Raw genomic sequence first — 15,310 nt, forward strand, 5'->3', positions numbered from 1 at the left:
TGAGTTGTATGAATGGTAATGCGCCGGTACTTGCGGCCGTAGATATAAGCAAGGGTTTTAGAGTCTACAGGGCTCCTCATCAAAGGATGTTGCAGGCCATCTGGGGTGAGAGAAAGAAGTTTTATTCGGAATTCTGGGCTCTGCGGAATGTGAGTTTCCAGGTTTTTCCTGGGGAGGTGGTTGGAGTAATCGGCTGCAACGGCTCCGGGAAGTCCACCTTGCTGCAGATACTTGCGGGTACCTTGCGCCCTACGAGTGGACAGGTGGTTCGCCCAGAAAGGGTAGCGGCATTGTTGGAGCTGGGGGCCGGTTTCAACATGGAGTACACCGGCAGGGAAAACATAATCTTCAATGCCATGCTTCTTGGACTGGGCGAGCAGGAGATTTCTGAACGCCTCGACGAGATAATCCAGTTTGCCGATATCGGTGAGTTCATCGATCGTCCGGTTCGAACATATTCGAGCGGTATGTTCGTGCGTTTGGCTTTCTCCATTGCGGCATATGTCGATGCCGATGTGCTGATCGTGGACGAGGCCCTGGCGGTAGGTGACGCCGCGTTTCAGTTCAAATGCCTGAACCGGCTTGAAGAACTGCTGCTGAAAGGCATCACCATCCTGCTGGTCTCCCACGATATACAGTTGATCAAGAGTTATTGTAGTCGAGCGATCTATCTATCCAAAGGTAGAGTGATATTCGATGGCGACTGTGAAACAGCCACGGAACTCTATCTGCGGGACAGTATAGAGACACAGCGGGCGGAAGTCCGCTCAGGAAGCCTGATCGCTTCTGGCGAACACGGGAACTCGGTAATTGCATATGGAAATGGGCAGGGCAGGTTTCTATCCATCCGCATGGGTGTACTTGACGAAGCCCGGGATTACTTCGATTCGGGCGAACGTGTCTGGGTCGAGGTACTTGTGCAATTTGACCTACCCGTCCCGGAGCACCCAAAGATCACCCTGACTATCCGTGACCAGCGCGGTTACAACCTCTATGGCATAAACAATTTATTGCAGGGCAAGGCTTTGAATGTCGAGCCTGACGGGCGCTTGAGAACACGTATCAGCTTCGACTGCGACTTGCAGGCCGGCGAATACGCCTTGACGTTTCGTCTGGAGAACTCTTTGTCGGAGTCCGTTTGCGAACTCATGGATAAACAGGTCAATGCGGCGATATTCAGGGTCTTCAATTCGCCCAAGTGCTTCGATGCAGTGGTGAACCTGCATGGAGCATTCGAGCCGGTTCCGTTCTGCTGCGAGACCCGGGCTACCCAATGAAGTCATCGTCTTTGACCATGGTATTCGTCGTCCACGCCGGCGAGCTGGAAATCAAGTCTGCCGTGTTGGCGGCTTCTCTACGCAAACGCTTTGGCTTTTCCATGGATATCATTGCCGCATGTCCATCGGGAAAGGCTGACTGGGGTGTGCCAAGCGATGCATCCCGGCGCTTATATGAGCGTTTGGGCATTCCTCTTTTGCCTATGGATAGTCCTTTCGGGCCAGAGTATCCAATAGGCAACAAGTTCGCGGCGTTGGCGCTGGGGCCGGCTGTTGGGCATACGTTGTTTCTCGACAGTGACATGATCTGTGTCGATGCATTCGAAGCTGACATGCTTTGTCGTTTCGATGCGGCACTCAAACCTGCCGATATGGCATTGGTGGCAAAACAGAACGATTACTGGCAACGCATATACGCTCATGCGGGATCGGCATTGCCTGGAGATCGGGTAGTGACCACTTGTTCCGGGGAAGCGATGCCTGCGTACTATAACGCTGGCTTTATCCTGGTACGTGATGCCAGGCGTTTCGCCGAAGTCTGGTACAGGCTCGCCGAACGCGTCCATGCGGACCCGCTGATCACCAACAAGATGCCCTGGCTGGACCAGCTGACGCTACCCGTCGCTCTGCACGCGTTGAACTACAAGACGAGAGCGCTCAGCGAACGGTTCAATTATCCGCTTCATATCAAGCCGCTATCCGCTGCGTCCCTACCGCCCTTTTTCTGCCACTACCATTCTCTCGACACACTTGTCCGCGAGCGTTCGCTATGGGCCGAACTGGACGAACTGGGCAAGCGTTTCCCTGAGCTGCGCGAAGTGCTTGCGCTGGATGCCAACTGGAAGAAAGCAATCCTGGCTCCTGCGCCTCGGCTGGCTTTCTCGGAAGGTGATTCCACCGGCACTGTCGAGGCCGGACAGGACCTGGTGATCACCGGGATTCCCCGGAGCGGAACCAGCCATCTATGCCGTCTGCTCTCCCAGCAGCCCGACACCGTGGTGCTCAATGAACCTCCTCAGGTATTCGAAGCGCTGAAACTCTCGCCTCTTCCTTGGGGACTGCCACGCTACTACGCAGAGTTACGTCGCGACATCCTGGCGGGCAGGCCCGTGCCGAACAAGCATGTGAATGGCCGCCTGGTCGACGACACTGCCAGGGGCAACGATCAGTCCAGCGACTATTTCGCTGAGGTGCGGGGGGCTTCGTTTCACCTGGGAACGAAGAACACGCTTGCCTATATCGCCCGGCTGCCCCTGATCCGCAAGGTCATGCCGACGGCGTTGCTGATCGCAACCATCCGTCATCCCTACGACACCCTGAACTCCTGGGCGAACACCTTCGAGCACCTGCGCCAGGCTGCCGTCGAACGCCAGCCGTTCGGATGTCCCGATGACCTGGCCCTCACGGGATGGCAGCGCAAGGCACTGCTGGCCATTGCCGATACCGACCACCTAGCTGTCCGGCGTGCTCTGTGGTGGCGTTACCTGGCACTGCAACTGGAGGACGCCGGGGATGACGTCCAGTTGTTGCGCTGCGAGGACTTCGTCGAGGCGCCGCAAACGACCTTGGCCGCTCTGCGAAACAACCGCCCCTTGCCTTTCGACGAGCCTGTGGCATGGAGCAAGGGGCTGGCGCCGGACGAGCAGGAGCTGGTTGCCAACATAGTCTGCGACGTTGCCGAGCGATTCCACTACGTCTTGTAGAACCGGGAGAACCCTTATGCCGGATATCAGTTTAATCATGAATTTCCATGCGGAAGACGTGCTGGCGCATTGGAGCCTGCTGGGTTTTCAACGCATGCGTGAATTCGCGTCGCACCATGGGGTTTCCGTGCAGTTGGTGGCGGTGCTCGACCGCGCCTCGCAAACGACTCTGCGAATCGTCAGGCAGCATCCGGTCCTGCGCGAGGGCGACAAGGTCCTTCAGGTCGAGCATGGTGATCTCGGGCTTTCCCGGAACGCCGGGATCGATAGCGCGGATGCGTCCACGGTGGGGGTGTTGGATGGCGACGACTACTGCTCGGCGAACTGGTTGGTCGAAGCCCTGCAGGTGGTATCCGAGAAGGGCAATGGCGTCGTGGTCCATCCCGAGTACACGGTGAGCCATGGAGCCTGCCATTTGCTGGGGCGTTCGGTAGATCAACTGAGCGAAGACTATCCCGTGGAAAGTTGCTTCAAGTATCACCCATGGGTTTCCGTTGCCGTAGCCGAGAAAGCCGTATTCCAGGAGCTTCCATACCTGGAGACCCGAGTCGGGAAATCCGGCTTCGGTTATGAAGATTGGCATTGGAATCTCGAGGTGATTGCGTCCGGTCGGAAGCACACCCTGGCTAGCGGCACCTGCCTGTTCTATCGCCGCAAGGAAGCATCGATGCTGGCCGCCATGGGCGCGCTGAACGCAGTGGTTCGCCCCGGACGATTCTTCGATGGACGGTGTTTCGATCACTAGCCGGCTTCTCTGGGGCCGGGGAGGCACATGCCTGCCGCGGCAGCCCCGCATCGATGAGCCGAGCATCCAGCACTTCTACCAAGTGGAACTTTCCTGATGAGCCTGAACGGCAGACTGAAAGCTCGTGCGGCCAGCTTCGCTCGCACAGCCTATCCACCTATTCTTGGATCGTTGCGGCGGGTGCTCTCCGAGCGCCAACTACAACGCTTCATACTGGTCTGCGACCGTTTGAAGGGCTGGTTGCTCAAGGAGGCAGTCGTCGTACCGTCACCCTCTCCGATGGCGCTGCCGCCATGGATAGTCGACGAAATGAAGGCGTTGGCCCGGATCGAGCCTGCCCTGTATCCCTCGGCGGCGAAGCTGCGCGTTTTCACTTCCTGGAAGGCCCCGATAGATAACGGACCGGCGCAACTGTACCGGGGATGTCTGGCGGACTTCATCGAATATGCGCCGGATATGGTCTTCCTCGTCCCGCATTTGCAGCGTGGTGGCGCTGACCTGGGAATCCTGCATCATGTGCGGCTATGCGCCGAGATGGGCGTGAAGGTGACGGTAGTGGTCACGCGGGATGTGGTGTCTCCCTGGCTCAACCGGCTTCCGGCGGAGGTTCGGGTGGTGGAATTCGGACGCCTGGGCAATCTGCTCGGCGAGGAGGACCGGCGCTTGGTACTGCTGCGCCTTTTGCTGCAATGTCCTGCCAGGAGTCTCCACATCATCAACTCGCAACTGGCCTGGGAACTGCTCGAGCGGCATGGCAAGACGTTGACGTTCGAGGGTAAGCGGATTTATGCCAGCGTCTTTTGCGACGACCTGGACGGCAATGCGGTTCGCTGCGGCTATGCCAGCGAGTTCCTCCCACGGTCCTGGATGCACCTGGCGGGCCTGCTTTCGGATAACCGGACCTTCCTCCAACAGATTCACGAGCGGGACGGCATTCCGCCGGAGCTCATGCATGGGCTCTACTTTCCCGCCAGCGACCATGCAGAGGCGATTCCGACCGCAGGCTCGACGATTCTTTGGGCCAGCCGTATCTCGCCGCAGAAAAGGCCGGGCCTGCTCTACGAGATTGCCCTGGCGCTTCCCGAATACCTGTTCGAAGTCCATGGCGAGGTCGATCCTGCTTGCAGGGGAGAAACCCAGAGGAAGCTGCGACGCCTGCCGAATGTCAGGCTTCATGGGCGTTACGACTCCTTCCAGGCCCTGGCTCGGCAGGGGCGATATGCGATGTTGCTGTATACCTCTCGCTATGACGGCTTGCCGAACATCTTGCTCGAAGCCACTGCCGCAGGGCTGCCCATAGTCGCCCCCGACGTCGGGGGTATCGCTGAGTTCCTGAATACCGAAACGGGCTATCTGGTCGGCGCTGACGCCGATGCCGGCGAGTTCGCAAGGGCAATCAGGAGTGCGCTGGGCAATCCCGTGGAGACGGCGAGACGGGTGAAACGCGCCCGCGAGTTGCTGACGCGACGTCATGGCTGGGCCGCATTCAGGGATGCGGCCAGGAAGATACCCGGCTACCTGCCTGGGGGCGTGCGGCCTGAGCAAGAGGTCTCCATGGAAACCGAACCGGTGTCCAGGTGAAGGGCGTGAGGTCGGCCCATTTTCTGCAACGTCTGCTATTTTCCCTACCGCCTGCTTTTCGTTCGTGGCTGGGAGAGAAGGGAAGGCTCCTGGTCCATCTTGTCCTCGATATCGGTTCGGTCTCGGTGCTCCGGCAGGTTTCCGGACACGCCACTCCGTGGGATCCGCAGAAGCCCCTGCTGAGCGTGGTCATTCCCTGCTTCAACCATGGGAGGTATTTGAGGCGCGCGCTTGATAGCCTGGCCCGGCAGAGCTTCCAGGACTTCGAGATCATTCTGGTCGACGATGGTTCTGATGACCCTTCGACCCTGGACCTCCTCGAGGCTCTCCAGGAGCCCGGCATGACGCTCCTGCGCCAGCCCAATCGTGGGCCATCCGCCGCGCGGAATGCCGGTGTGGCGCGGGCGAGGGGGCGTTATATCTGCTGCCTGGATGCGGATGACTGGCTGGCGTCCACCTATTTGGAAAAGTGCCTGGTCTTGCTGGAGGGAAACTCTGGCGTCCGCCTGGCGTACAGCTGGGTCCAGGTGGTGGGAGAGGAGCATCGGCTGCATCGTTCCGCCGGCTTTCATCCCGGACTGTTGCGTTACTTCAATCCGTTCTGTGTCTCTGCGATCTTTCATCGCGATGACTGGCTGGCGGTAGGCGGTTTCGACGAAGCCAGGCAGGCACAGTTCGAGGATTGGGATTTCTGGATCGCCCTGGTCGGATGTGGGGTGCGAGGCAGGCTGATCAGGGAACCCCTGTTGTTCTATCACCGCCAGGTCGGCTCCAGACTGGAGACCGGCAAACGTCATGCCTTGAGTTCTTACAAGCGTATGCGGACTCGCCATCCTCGCTTCTATCGAGGGAGTCCATTTCTTCGAGCGCAGCGGCAAGGCTATTACGACTGCTGGGCATATCCTCCTCTGCTCAACCTCTCCCGCGCCGACCAATACAACGCCGTCATATCCGATGCGGTAGCCGTGGTGGCCGACAGACCGCTCACCGAGGACTGGAACGCATGGCGTCGACAATTCGATGAGCTGCCAGCGTCCTCGACGGTTTTCGTCATTGCCGGTGGATGCCGGAAGCTCCCGGGCTGGCTGCTGGAGAGGGCGAGCGCCATCTACTGGCTGGACGACCTGCTGCACGAGCGGCAATGGTCGGCTTTCATCGATAACTTCAGGCGGACCCGCGGAATCTCCAAGGTGTTTTCCGTGGGCAGGACGGCGTGGTGAAGGTTCTTTCGCGAGGTCCCGTCGCCGATGCCGTGCCGTTGCTGTCCATCCTCACGGCCTGCGATTGCAGCGTGGAGGAACTCGAACGAATCGCCGCATTTCTCGAGACGCAGACGCTGAAACGCTGGCGCTGGCTTCATTGCCCAGGAGTGGACAGTGACTGTCTGCCGGTAGAGGGGATGGCGGTACTGTACTTGCCGCGAGCACCGGCAGCCCTGAGGGCGACTGCTCTGGAAGAGGCGATCTGGTTCCTGCTGTCCCGACCGACCCTGCCGTGGGTCGAACTTCGCGAAGATACGCGCCGCGGCGACCTCTTCGTCAGTCGCAGGTCGTTGCCCGAGGGTCGTATTGGCGCAAGGCTGAACGGGCGCAGGCAGCCTTGCTCGCCGGCCATGCTGGCGCCGGGGGGCTTGCCTAAGGCACCGGGAAAGCGCCTGTTGCTGCTGGCGCCCTGGCTTGAGCCAGGCGGAGCGGATCGTTGCAATCTGGATATGCTTCGAGCCTTGGCCCGGGAGGGCTGGATGCTGACGGTGGTCGCCAGCCTGGCGGCCGAGCATAGGTGGCGGGATCGTTTTACCGCGCTCACTGCGGATGTCTGGGTGCTCCCGGACTTTCTGGCTGCCGAGAAAGCTTGCGGCTTCCTTGCTTATCTGGTGGACAGTCGACAACCCGACCTGATGCTGCTTTCCAACTCTGCATTCGCCTATGACGTGCTGGGGTACGTCCGGACCCGCTACCCGGGCTTGCCCGTGGTCGACCTCAATCATATGGAGGAGGGCTGGGACGATGGCGGCCATCCGGGTAGAGCCGCGCGATGCACTGCCTTGCTGGACAGGCACTGGGTCGTATCCGGGCACCTGCGCCACTGGCTGCTCGACCGTGGCGTCGAGGCGAGCAAGGTCGAGGTGTTGCACTGGTTCGCCGATGTGGACTCGTGGAAACCCGACAGCCTGACGCGCGCGAAGGTCCGGGCGCGCCTGGGAATAGCTCCGCAGTGCGTAGTGATCGCCTATGCGGGGCGGCTCTGCGCGCAGAAGCGACCGGAGCTGTTTGCCGCCAGCCTTGGCGAGTTGGCGCGCCGTGGTAGTGATTTCGTCGCGTTGGTACTGGGCGATGGCGAGCTGGCAGGGGAGCTGCGGAACGACCTCCGGCGCCATGGCTTGGCCGGGCGGGTACGGATGCTGGGCTGGCAGGACGAGGCTGCGTTGCGCGAGTTGTTCCAGGCCTCCGATATATTTTTCCTGCCATCGGCCGGCGAAGGTATCGCACTGGTTCTCTACGAGGCGATGGCGTGCGGAATGGCCATAGTCGCAGCCGATGTCGGCGGTCACGCAGAACTGGTCTCTGCCCACTGCGGCTTCCTTGTTCCGCGGCGCGATGCCGAACGAGAGGCCAGGGATTACGCCGCTAGGCTCGAGAGCCTCATGCGCGAACCGGAAATGCTGAGGCGGATGGGGCAGAACTCCGCACGCCGCATCCGCGAAGCATTCACCTTGTCTCTTTTCGAGCGGCGTTTGCGGGAGTTGCTGGAACGCGTGCCGGTTTCGACTCCATGCGGCGTTTGCACGGATAGTCCGGTGCCTGCCCTGGGGGCGGCCAGGCTGTCCATGCAATGGGCGTCCTACCGACTGGCAAACGGATTGCGCTGCCGGCTGGATATCCAGAAGCACGGCCGTTTTTCAAGATTCCTGGAGCGATGCGCGAAGGGGGTGTTCTTCTTGCGCACATTCGGGGCGAAGGCGCTTTGGCAAAAGATCAGGAAGCACTGAATGAATAGGGAGGTTTCATCCATGACGCCCAGGGTGGTGGTGATTCTCGGCATGCATCGCTCCGGTACGAGCGTACTTTCCGCCGGACTCGAGGCGCTCGGGGTCGAGTTTGGCGAGAATCTGATCCCACCCAGGCCGGACAACCCCAAGGGATACTGGGAAGATGCCCGCCTGGTGGCTTTCAATGACAGAGTCCTGGCCCTGTGCGGGTTTTCGTCGGGCGACGTCGGGTTGTCCAGTCGCCGGGTGCTGGGCGTCGAGCGATTCGAAGAGATCGTGCAGCAGGCCATGGCGCTTTTGACTGAGCTACTGGCAGGCAAGGCGCTGCTGGGTATCAAGGATCCGCGTATGCCGCGTCTGATGCCGATCTGGCAAGCCGCGTTCGATGCATTGGGGCTATGGGTCGACTATGTCATTGCGGTTCGCCATCCTCTTAGCGTCGCGGAGTCTCTTGCTGCCCGTGACCACTTGAGTCGGGAAAAGAGCCTGATGCTCTGGTACGAACATTCCTGTCGCTCGATGCAGTGGGCGCTCCACAAGGGGGCCGTGGTGGTCGACTACGATCGATTGCTGGCTCTGCCGCGACAGGAACTGGGCCGTATTGGCCATCGACTTTCCTTGCCGGTGGACGAGTCGGCTTGCGCCCGCTTCGTCGGTGATGTCCTGGATGTCGCATTGCGTCACTCATCCCATGATGCGAGCGCGTTGGCTGCCGCAGCGGGAAGCTTTCAGGCGCTGCTCGAGGTGCATGAGGCACTGCAGCAGCTTGCCGTGGACCGGTTCGACATCGAAGGGTGGGAGGGCCTGGAGCGGGAATTCAGCAGAGCGATGCCGTTGCTGGAGTACGTGGGGGAGCTGGACAGGCAACTCTGGCAATCGGCTTCGTCCCACAACGAGAGCATGACGCGGTTCAGCGAGCAGGTGGCTGACCTGGCCATGAGCTGTACCGCACAGAGGCAACTGAACGATGGACTGAGAGATCGCTTGCTTGAGGCCGGTGCTCGGGACGAACAGAACGAACGAGCCATGCGGGAACTTTCTCGGCGATTGTCGGTGTGTCGCGAAGAACTTGTTTCCGCTCAGCGCAATCTCGCCGAAACGGACAACTTGCTACGGCGCACGCAGGTAGATCGCGATGATACTCACGCCCGTTTGATGGCTATATTGGACAGTCGCTTCTGGCGTTTCACGAAACCCTTGCGAAACCTGTCCCGTCTGTTCGGCAGCGAGACGGGGTGTCCCTGAGCGCAAGCTGGAAGTGGTGTTGCGGACGGTTCGTGCCTCCAGGCCCAGTCATCTTGTCAGGATGGCTGGTTCGTCTCCAGGTAGGAAATGATTCGCTTCACCGCCAGGTCGGGGTCTTCTGAAAGCGTATCGATCGTTATGTTCGGCTGTGCGGGCGTTTCGTAGATCGAGTCGATCCCGGTGAAGTTTTCGATCTTGCCCGAGCGTGCTTTCCTGTACAGGCCTTTGGGATCTCTTCTCTCGCATTCCGAGAGCGGCGTGTCGACAAAGACCTCGATGAAATGCTCGATGCCGATAAGCTCCCTAGAGAGGCGCCTGTCTCGCGAAAATGGCGAGATGGTTGCAACGATCACGATAAGGCCGGCTTCCAGCAGGATCTTTGCCACTTCCGCGATTCTTCGAATGTTCTCGGTGCGATCTTCGTCGCTGTAGCCAAGGTTTCGGCACAGGCCAAGGCGGAGATCGTCGCCGTCCAGGAGAAACGTATGTTTCTTCTGTTCGAAAAGCGCTAGTTCCAGGGCATTCGCAATAGTGGATTTTCCAGCGCCACTCAACCCGGTCAGCCAGATGACCGCTGGGCGTTGGCGCTTGAGCGCACTGCGTGTCTCGTTATCGATCGATCGTTTTCCATGTTCACGAGGGTTCATCGCTGTTTCTGCCTGGAGGATTGGTTAACTGCATGGGAAGGGGGACCTCCCGAAGTTGGAGTTGGATTCCGTTGGAGGCCGGTACTTCTTCTAATGCGCGGTCAGGGCGTGTTTGTGCAGTTAGTTAAGTTAACGTTGCGCCAAATAAGTGCGTATAAGAAATTTCTTTATTTTCAGTAGGATGTTCTTTCCCTTAGGTATTTAAGCAAGTGGCTGGTTTCATTTGTCTTCCAGCCATGGCCGTGCAGTGTTCGGTCGCGAGGGTGCTGTTGGAGACCGAGAAAACAGGGGAACGCATCCAGCGTTTTCCGGGGCGCAGAGTTGGTCGATGGAATGGCGCAGCTTCGACCGGAACTCACCGCAGGTGACTTCCCGATCGGACGAGCCGAGAAAATAGTACCTCTGTGCTATTCGACCTTCTTCGCCGCGACGCTATAGTCCCGCCCTTGATCCCCGCGTTTCGCGGAAACCGGTTGTGCAGGACGCACGCGATTTGGAAGGAACCATGACTCGGCAATCCGCACTCGCCACCGGCCCGGAGGCCAGCGATTGGTGGCGCTTCGGCAGCGGCGACGAGCCGGCGCGCGAATTGTTCTTCGCCGGTGGGCGTTCGCTTGCGGCGTCGAGAAAACCTGCCGCCGCACCGCGCGGAATGGCCGTGGCCGAGCAGGCGAACCGCGCGCAAGCGTCCGGGCAGGACGCCGCGCCGGGCCTGCGAGCCTTCGATCTGCTGCCTGGCAACCCGCCGAAGAACCCTTAGACACGGAGTCAACCCATGCGCCGGATATTCATCGCGCCGTTACTGGCGTCGCTTTCCCTGGGCGGCTGCATCCAGATGGACACGCTGCCCGAGGTCTATGCCCGCAGCCAGTGGAAGGGCCGTTCCGCCGAGGAAGCGATAGCCTTCTTCGGTACGCCGCAGAACATGGAGCGCACCGCCGACGGCTCGCAGGTGGTGATGCAGTGGTACACCGACACCAGCTATTCCCGCTATGAAGTGGTGGGCTCCAGCTCGGAGATGCAGGGCAACGTGATGGTGAACACCAACTACTGGGATACCGTCAACCACCCCAATCGCTGCATCATTTCCGTCACCGTCGACAAGAGCAAGCGGATCACCCAGTTCGAGGCCGACGACGGCGAGTTGCTGCTGTCCCACGGCTGCGCCGGCATGAAGTACGGCCCGCCGTAGGCCTGCGCTCCTCGACCTGCCTTGCCTCAGGAAGCGTGGCTGGCGGTCTCCGGGCGCTCGCGCAGGGCGCGCAGGGTGGCGCGCAATTCCGTGGGGCGCACGGGCTTGGAGAGCAGGGCGATGTCGGTGTCTTCGACGCTGGCCTGGATACGCTCGATGTCGTGGCCGCTGATCACCAGCGCCGGTATCGCCTCTCCGCGTTGCCGCCGTACCCGCTCGATGCACTCGACGCCGGAGGCGTGGGGGCCGAGGTCGTAGTCGACGACCAGGATGTCGCAATCGGTTCGCCAGCCGTCCGCCTCGGTTTCCGCCTGGACCGTGCAGCCCCAGCGTTCGAGCAACGCCGAGGTGGCGCGCAGGACGTTGCGATCATCTTCCACCAGGCACACCCGCAAACCGGTGAGCAGGCCGGCCTGCAGGGGATCGTCGCGGCGGGGCAGGGCTTGCGCGGCGACCGCCGGCAGGCCGTGCAGGGTCACCGCGGTGCCGCGTCCGACCCGCGAGCGCAGCGTCACCTCGATCCCGGTCAACTGCCCCAGGCGACGGACGATGGACAGCCCCAGGCCGATTCCCTCGACGTCGCGGTCGCGGGTCTCGCGTACCCGGTAGAACTCCTCGAACACCCGCGGCAGGTGTTCCTCCGCGATCCCCCGGCCCTGGTCGTAGATGGCTACGGCCAGGCCGTCGCCTCGCCGCCGCACGCCGATCAGCAGCGGGCGCTCGGCGGCGTACTTGAGGCTATTGGAGAGCAGGTTCTGCAGCATGGTCGACAGCAGCCCCGGATCGGTTCGCGTCCACAGGCGGCAAGGGCGCAGGCGCAACTCCACCCCGGCCCAGCGCGCCGCCTCGGCGTTGCGCCGGACCAGGTCGCGCAGCAACTCGCCCAGGTGGACGTTCTCCTGCTTGGGCTGGAGCCGGCCGTTGTCGAGGGTGTAGAGATCGAGGATGGAGCGGAACAGTTGCGAGACGTTGAGCAGCGAGCGGTCGATGTTGTCCACCAGGCGCCGTTCCTCGTCGCCCAGGCGGGCGTCGCGCAGGCAGGCGGTGAACAGGCCGATGGAGTGGATCGGCTGGCGCAGGTCGTGGCTGGCCTGGGCCAGCAGGCGCGATTTCTCCTGGTTCGCCTGCGACGCTTCCTCGGTGGCCTTGCGCGTGCGCTCCAGCAGGAGGTGCGCGTAGAAGGGAATGACGGTACTGGTGGTCATCAGCATCAGCACCATGAACGGCTGAGCCTGCCAGGCCGGGGTCAGGCGATAGATGACCAGTAGCGCGAGCAGCGCCAGGGCGGTGGCGATGGCCAGGTAGCGCGAGCCGTAGCGCATGCCGTTGCCCAGGTTGATCCAGACCATCACCGCGTACAGCGGCAGCGCCGCCTCGCCGCCCACGATCAGGCCGAACGAGGTGCCGGCGTAGTCGTGCAGCATGCAGAAGATCCGCCGCGCCGGGTAGTGCCCCGGCCAGCGCACGATGGCCTGGCGCAGCAGTATGGAGGCGATCAGGAACAGGCCGTAGTAGGCAACGATCGGCAGGTAGGTCTCGACCTTCAGGCCGGGCAGCAGGCCGATCAGCACCACGTAGAGAATCGCGCAGGTGGCCACGATCAGTCGCAGGTTGGCCTGGTCCAGCTCGGTATTCTTCTCGAACTTCATGTGCACCTCCGTGTGCATGGGAGCGCCGCGCGCCTTTTCCTCTGTTTCGCCCCCTTCGTCACGAAGACGGACGAAGGGTGGGCGCGGCGGTAGCGGGCTAAGGTAGCATGCGCGGCGGAAACTGCGACTCCTGGAGACTACAAGAATGACTGGCCGCATCATCGTCGCCGATGATCATCCGCTGTTTCGCGAGGGCATGCTGAGTATCCTCCAGCGCCTGCTGCCCGAGGCCAGGATCGAGGAGGCCGGCGATCTCGCCGGGGTCCTGCGCCTGGCTGGCGAAGGCGAGCAGCCCGATTCGCTGATCCTCGACCTGCGTTTCCCCGGCCTGACCCGCATCGAGATGCTCGCCGACCTGCGCCGCCGGTTCCCGCGCACCACCCTGATCGTCGTCTCGATGGTCGACGACCCGCAGCTCATCGGCGAAGTGATGAACGCAGGGGCCGACGGCTTCCTCGGCAAGAGCATCGCGCCCGAGGAACTCGGCCAGGCGATTCTGGCCATCCGCGCCGGGGAAGTGCTGGTGCGCTACGAACCCTCCGGCCTCCTGCCGCTGCAGCCCAGCCCGCGCCTGGAGGGGCTCACCGAGCGCCAACTGGATGTCCTGCGCCTGCTGGCCCAAGGCAAGAGCAACAAGGAGATCGGCCGCGCCCTGGACATCTCCCACTACACGGTGCGCATCCATGTGTCGTCGCTGCTGCGGGCGCTGGACGTGCCGTCGCGGACCGCGGCGGCGGTGAAGTACCGGGCGCTGCTGGGGCAGGGGGATGCGGAGTAGCACCATGGGCACGCCGCGGATGCGCCGAGGCGCCGGGGCTGTTTTAATGGCGCACTCTCCATGGCCAAGGAAACGGACACATGCGTAGCCCGCTTGCCACGATCGCCTGCGCCTGCCTGCTGCTCGGCGGCTGCTCCAAGTCCGCCGAGGACAGCGCCAACCCGTTGCTGGGCAAGGATGCCGAGTGCCTCGAACTGTTCGCCCGCAGCAATGCGCTGTACTGCGACATCCGCGAGGACGAACGCGAATCCCAGGCGAAGGGTACGCCGCGCCGGCACACCGACTACGAGGTAGCCGATGCCGCCTACCTGCTCAAGGCCACCGGGGAGCGCTGCGCGATCGATACGACCTATGTCACGGAGTGTTCGGCGAAGGCCGGGCAGTGGCTGCAGAAGGCCCGCGCCAAGGCGGCGAAGCCCTAGTCGCAGCGCCCGCGCTCAGCGCAGGCGCGTCGCCAGCTCCGCCAGTTCGCCGCGCAGCCAGAGGCTGCCGGCTTCGTCGTCGGCCTGGCGCGACCAGTAGAGATTTAGAGTCACCGCTGGCAGGGCCAGCGGCATCGGCAGCAGGCGGTTGCCCAGGCCGCGGTTGATCAGTTCGGCGTAGCCTCGGGTCAGGGTCAGCAGGTAGCCGCCCTGGGCCACCAGCAACGCCGCCGACAGGTAGTGCTGGCAGCGCTGGCGCACCTGGCGGGTCAGGCCGAGGTGGCCGAGGGCCAGGTCTTCGATGCAGATGCCGCGTCGCCGCGAGGTCACCGCGACATGGTCCGCCGCCAGGTACTCCTCCGCACTCAGTTCGCCGGCGAAGCCCGGCCCGGCCATCACGCACAGGCTATCGTCGAGCAGGTGCTGGCGGCGCAGGGCGGCGTCGGTGGGCCGGGCGATCTCGATGGCGAGGTCGATGCGTCCGGCGCCCAGTTCCGCCTTCAGGTCCGCCCAGTGCAGGCTGTTGCAGCGTATCTCGATGCGCGGCGCGGCCTGGCGCAGGTGGTCGAGGATCGCCGGGAGCACCAGCGGCTCCAGTTGCTCCGGCATGTTCAACTGGAAGGTCCGCGCGTCGCGCCGAGGGTCGAATGTCTGGCAGCGATTCATGCTGCGGTGCAGGCCGGCGAGGGCGTCATGGATGCCCGGCGCCAGTCGATCGGCCAGCGGCGTCGGCGCAACCCCGCGCCCCTGGCGGACGAACAGCGGGTCGCCGAGCTGGTCGCGCAGGCGCGCCAGGGCGTGGCTGACGGCCGACTGGCTGAGATGCAGGAGGCCCGCCGCGCGGGTCAGGTTGCGTTCTCGATAGACCACTTCGAAGACCCGGAACAGGTTCAGATCGAAACGGCTGAGGGGCGACCATTCATGTGGCTGATTCATGTTTGCGCGCGCCTGTCTGGGGAAGGCGCCAGCCTAGCAGGCATGCTCGCCGATAGAACCATGCATAGGCTTCATGGATGTCGATGAATAAGCCTCAGTTCTGCCGCTTCCTTCGGCTGCCTAAGATGCCTGCGACGATGACCAAC

Annotated in this window: 14 protein-coding genes; 11 read left to right on the forward strand and 3 right to left on the reverse strand. The window is 62.2% G+C overall.

Annotated elements, in window-relative coordinates:
- Positions 1 to 8 precede the first annotated feature (8 nt).
- From HMPREF2924_RS23710 to HMPREF2924_RS23740, 7 genes are all read left to right on the forward strand, one after another.
- On the forward strand, positions 9 to 1,277 hold the full coding sequence (locus HMPREF2924_RS23710; protein WP_003133303.1) for an ABC transporter ATP-binding protein: 1,269 nt from the start codon (positions 9 to 11) through the stop codon (positions 1,275 to 1,277).
- A 146-nt stretch (positions 1,278 to 1,423) separates the two neighbouring features.
- Positions 1,424 to 2,980: a sulfotransferase gene (locus HMPREF2924_RS23715; RefSeq protein ID WP_003124966.1), complete on the forward strand. Its 1,557-nt coding sequence runs from the start codon at positions 1,424 to 1,426 to the stop codon at positions 2,978 to 2,980.
- 16 nt (positions 2,981 to 2,996) lie between these two features.
- Positions 2,997 to 3,725: a glycosyltransferase family A protein gene (locus HMPREF2924_RS23720; RefSeq protein WP_003133300.1), complete on the forward strand. Its 729-nt coding sequence runs from the start codon at positions 2,997 to 2,999 to the stop codon at positions 3,723 to 3,725.
- Positions 3,726 to 3,821: 96 nt separating this feature from the next.
- On the forward strand, positions 3,822 to 5,306 hold the full coding sequence (locus HMPREF2924_RS23725; protein ID WP_003133298.1) for a glycosyltransferase family 4 protein: 1,485 nt from the start codon (positions 3,822 to 3,824) through the stop codon (positions 5,304 to 5,306).
- Between the two features lie 5 nt (positions 5,307 to 5,311).
- Positions 5,312 to 6,526: a glycosyltransferase family 2 protein gene (locus HMPREF2924_RS23730; RefSeq protein ID WP_169311280.1), complete on the forward strand. Its 1,215-nt coding sequence runs from the start codon at positions 5,312 to 5,314 to the stop codon at positions 6,524 to 6,526.
- The gene (locus HMPREF2924_RS23735) at positions 6,523 to 8,295 is read left to right on the forward strand and encodes a glycosyltransferase family 4 protein (RefSeq protein ID WP_031641384.1); all 1,773 of its coding nucleotides are present in this window, start codon (positions 6,523 to 6,525) and stop codon (positions 8,293 to 8,295) included. Before HMPREF2924_RS23730 ends, HMPREF2924_RS23735 begins: the two co-directional genes overlap by 4 nt.
- On the forward strand, positions 8,296 to 9,540 hold the full coding sequence (locus HMPREF2924_RS23740; RefSeq protein ID WP_070700678.1) for a sulfotransferase family protein: 1,245 nt from the start codon (positions 8,296 to 8,298) through the stop codon (positions 9,538 to 9,540).
- A 56-nt stretch (positions 9,541 to 9,596) separates the two neighbouring features.
- On the opposite strand, the gene cysC is transcribed toward HMPREF2924_RS23740, so the two are convergent.
- Entirely contained in the window at positions 9,597 to 10,187 is a 591-nt protein-coding gene (gene cysC, locus HMPREF2924_RS23745) for an adenylyl-sulfate kinase (protein ID WP_003133289.1), read from the reverse strand.
- Between the two features lie 505 nt (positions 10,188 to 10,692).
- Here cysC and HMPREF2924_RS23750 point away from each other — a divergent pair.
- Positions 10,693 to 10,947: a hypothetical protein gene (locus HMPREF2924_RS23750; protein WP_003133288.1), complete on the forward strand. Its 255-nt coding sequence runs from the start codon at positions 10,693 to 10,695 to the stop codon at positions 10,945 to 10,947.
- A gap of 15 nt (positions 10,948 to 10,962) precedes the next feature.
- The gene (locus HMPREF2924_RS23755) at positions 10,963 to 11,379 is read left to right on the forward strand and encodes a hypothetical protein (RefSeq protein WP_003086969.1); all 417 of its coding nucleotides are present in this window, start codon (positions 10,963 to 10,965) and stop codon (positions 11,377 to 11,379) included.
- Between the two features lie 26 nt (positions 11,380 to 11,405).
- On the opposite strand, the gene HMPREF2924_RS23760 is transcribed toward HMPREF2924_RS23755, so the two are convergent.
- Positions 11,406 to 13,028 (reverse strand): two-component system sensor histidine kinase, encoded by a 1,623-nt coding sequence (locus HMPREF2924_RS23760; RefSeq protein WP_003133286.1) that lies wholly within the window; start codon positions 13,026 to 13,028, stop codon positions 11,406 to 11,408.
- 145 nt (positions 13,029 to 13,173) lie between these two features.
- Between HMPREF2924_RS23760 and HMPREF2924_RS23765 the strand changes: the two genes are divergently transcribed.
- A complete protein-coding gene (locus HMPREF2924_RS23765; RefSeq protein WP_003086978.1) occupies positions 13,174 to 13,806 on the forward strand; it encodes a response regulator in 633 nt (210 codons plus the stop codon).
- 80 nt (positions 13,807 to 13,886) lie between these two features.
- The gene (locus tag HMPREF2924_RS23770; protein ID WP_003086981.1) at positions 13,887 to 14,228 is read left to right on the forward strand and encodes a hypothetical protein; all 342 of its coding nucleotides are present in this window, start codon (positions 13,887 to 13,889) and stop codon (positions 14,226 to 14,228) included.
- 15 nt (positions 14,229 to 14,243) lie between these two features.
- Here the strand turns inward: HMPREF2924_RS23770 and HMPREF2924_RS23775 are convergent, their stop codons facing one another.
- Complete coding sequence (locus tag HMPREF2924_RS23775; RefSeq protein WP_003133284.1) at positions 14,244 to 15,164, reverse strand: LysR family transcriptional regulator; 921 nt, start codon at positions 15,162 to 15,164, stop codon at positions 14,244 to 14,246.
- Positions 15,165 to 15,310: the final 146 nt, after the last annotated feature.

Source organism: Pseudomonas sp. HMSC063H08 (assembly GCF_001813645.1).
In the GTDB taxonomy this organism is placed as follows: Bacteria; Pseudomonadota; Gammaproteobacteria; order Pseudomonadales; family Pseudomonadaceae; genus Pseudomonas; species Pseudomonas aeruginosa.

Coding starts and splice junctions, on each gene's coding strand:
- HMPREF2924_RS23710 (WP_003133303.1), top strand. CDS start 9: ATGAATGGTAATGCGCCGGTACTTGCGGCCGTAGATATAAGCAAGGGT.
- HMPREF2924_RS23720 (WP_003133300.1), top strand. CDS start 2,997: ATGCCGGATATCAGTTTAATCATGAATTTCCATGCGGAAGACGTGCTG.
- HMPREF2924_RS23725 (WP_003133298.1), top strand. CDS start 3,822: ATGAGCCTGAACGGCAGACTGAAAGCTCGTGCGGCCAGCTTCGCTCGC.
- HMPREF2924_RS23740 (WP_070700678.1), top strand. CDS start 8,296: ATGAATAGGGAGGTTTCATCCATGACGCCCAGGGTGGTGGTGATTCTC.
- cysC (WP_003133289.1), bottom strand. CDS start 10,187: ATGAACCCTCGTGAACATGGAAAACGATCGATCGATAACGAGACACGC.
- HMPREF2924_RS23750 (WP_003133288.1), top strand. CDS start 10,693: ATGACTCGGCAATCCGCACTCGCCACCGGCCCGGAGGCCAGCGATTGG.
- HMPREF2924_RS23755 (WP_003086969.1), top strand. CDS start 10,963: ATGCGCCGGATATTCATCGCGCCGTTACTGGCGTCGCTTTCCCTGGGC.
- HMPREF2924_RS23760 (WP_003133286.1), bottom strand. CDS start 13,028: ATGAAGTTCGAGAAGAATACCGAGCTGGACCAGGCCAACCTGCGACTG.
- HMPREF2924_RS23765 (WP_003086978.1), top strand. CDS start 13,174: ATGACTGGCCGCATCATCGTCGCCGATGATCATCCGCTGTTTCGCGAG.
- HMPREF2924_RS23770 (WP_003086981.1), top strand. CDS start 13,887: ATGCGTAGCCCGCTTGCCACGATCGCCTGCGCCTGCCTGCTGCTCGGC.
- HMPREF2924_RS23775 (WP_003133284.1), bottom strand. CDS start 15,164: ATGAATCAGCCACATGAATGGTCGCCCCTCAGCCGTTTCGATCTGAAC.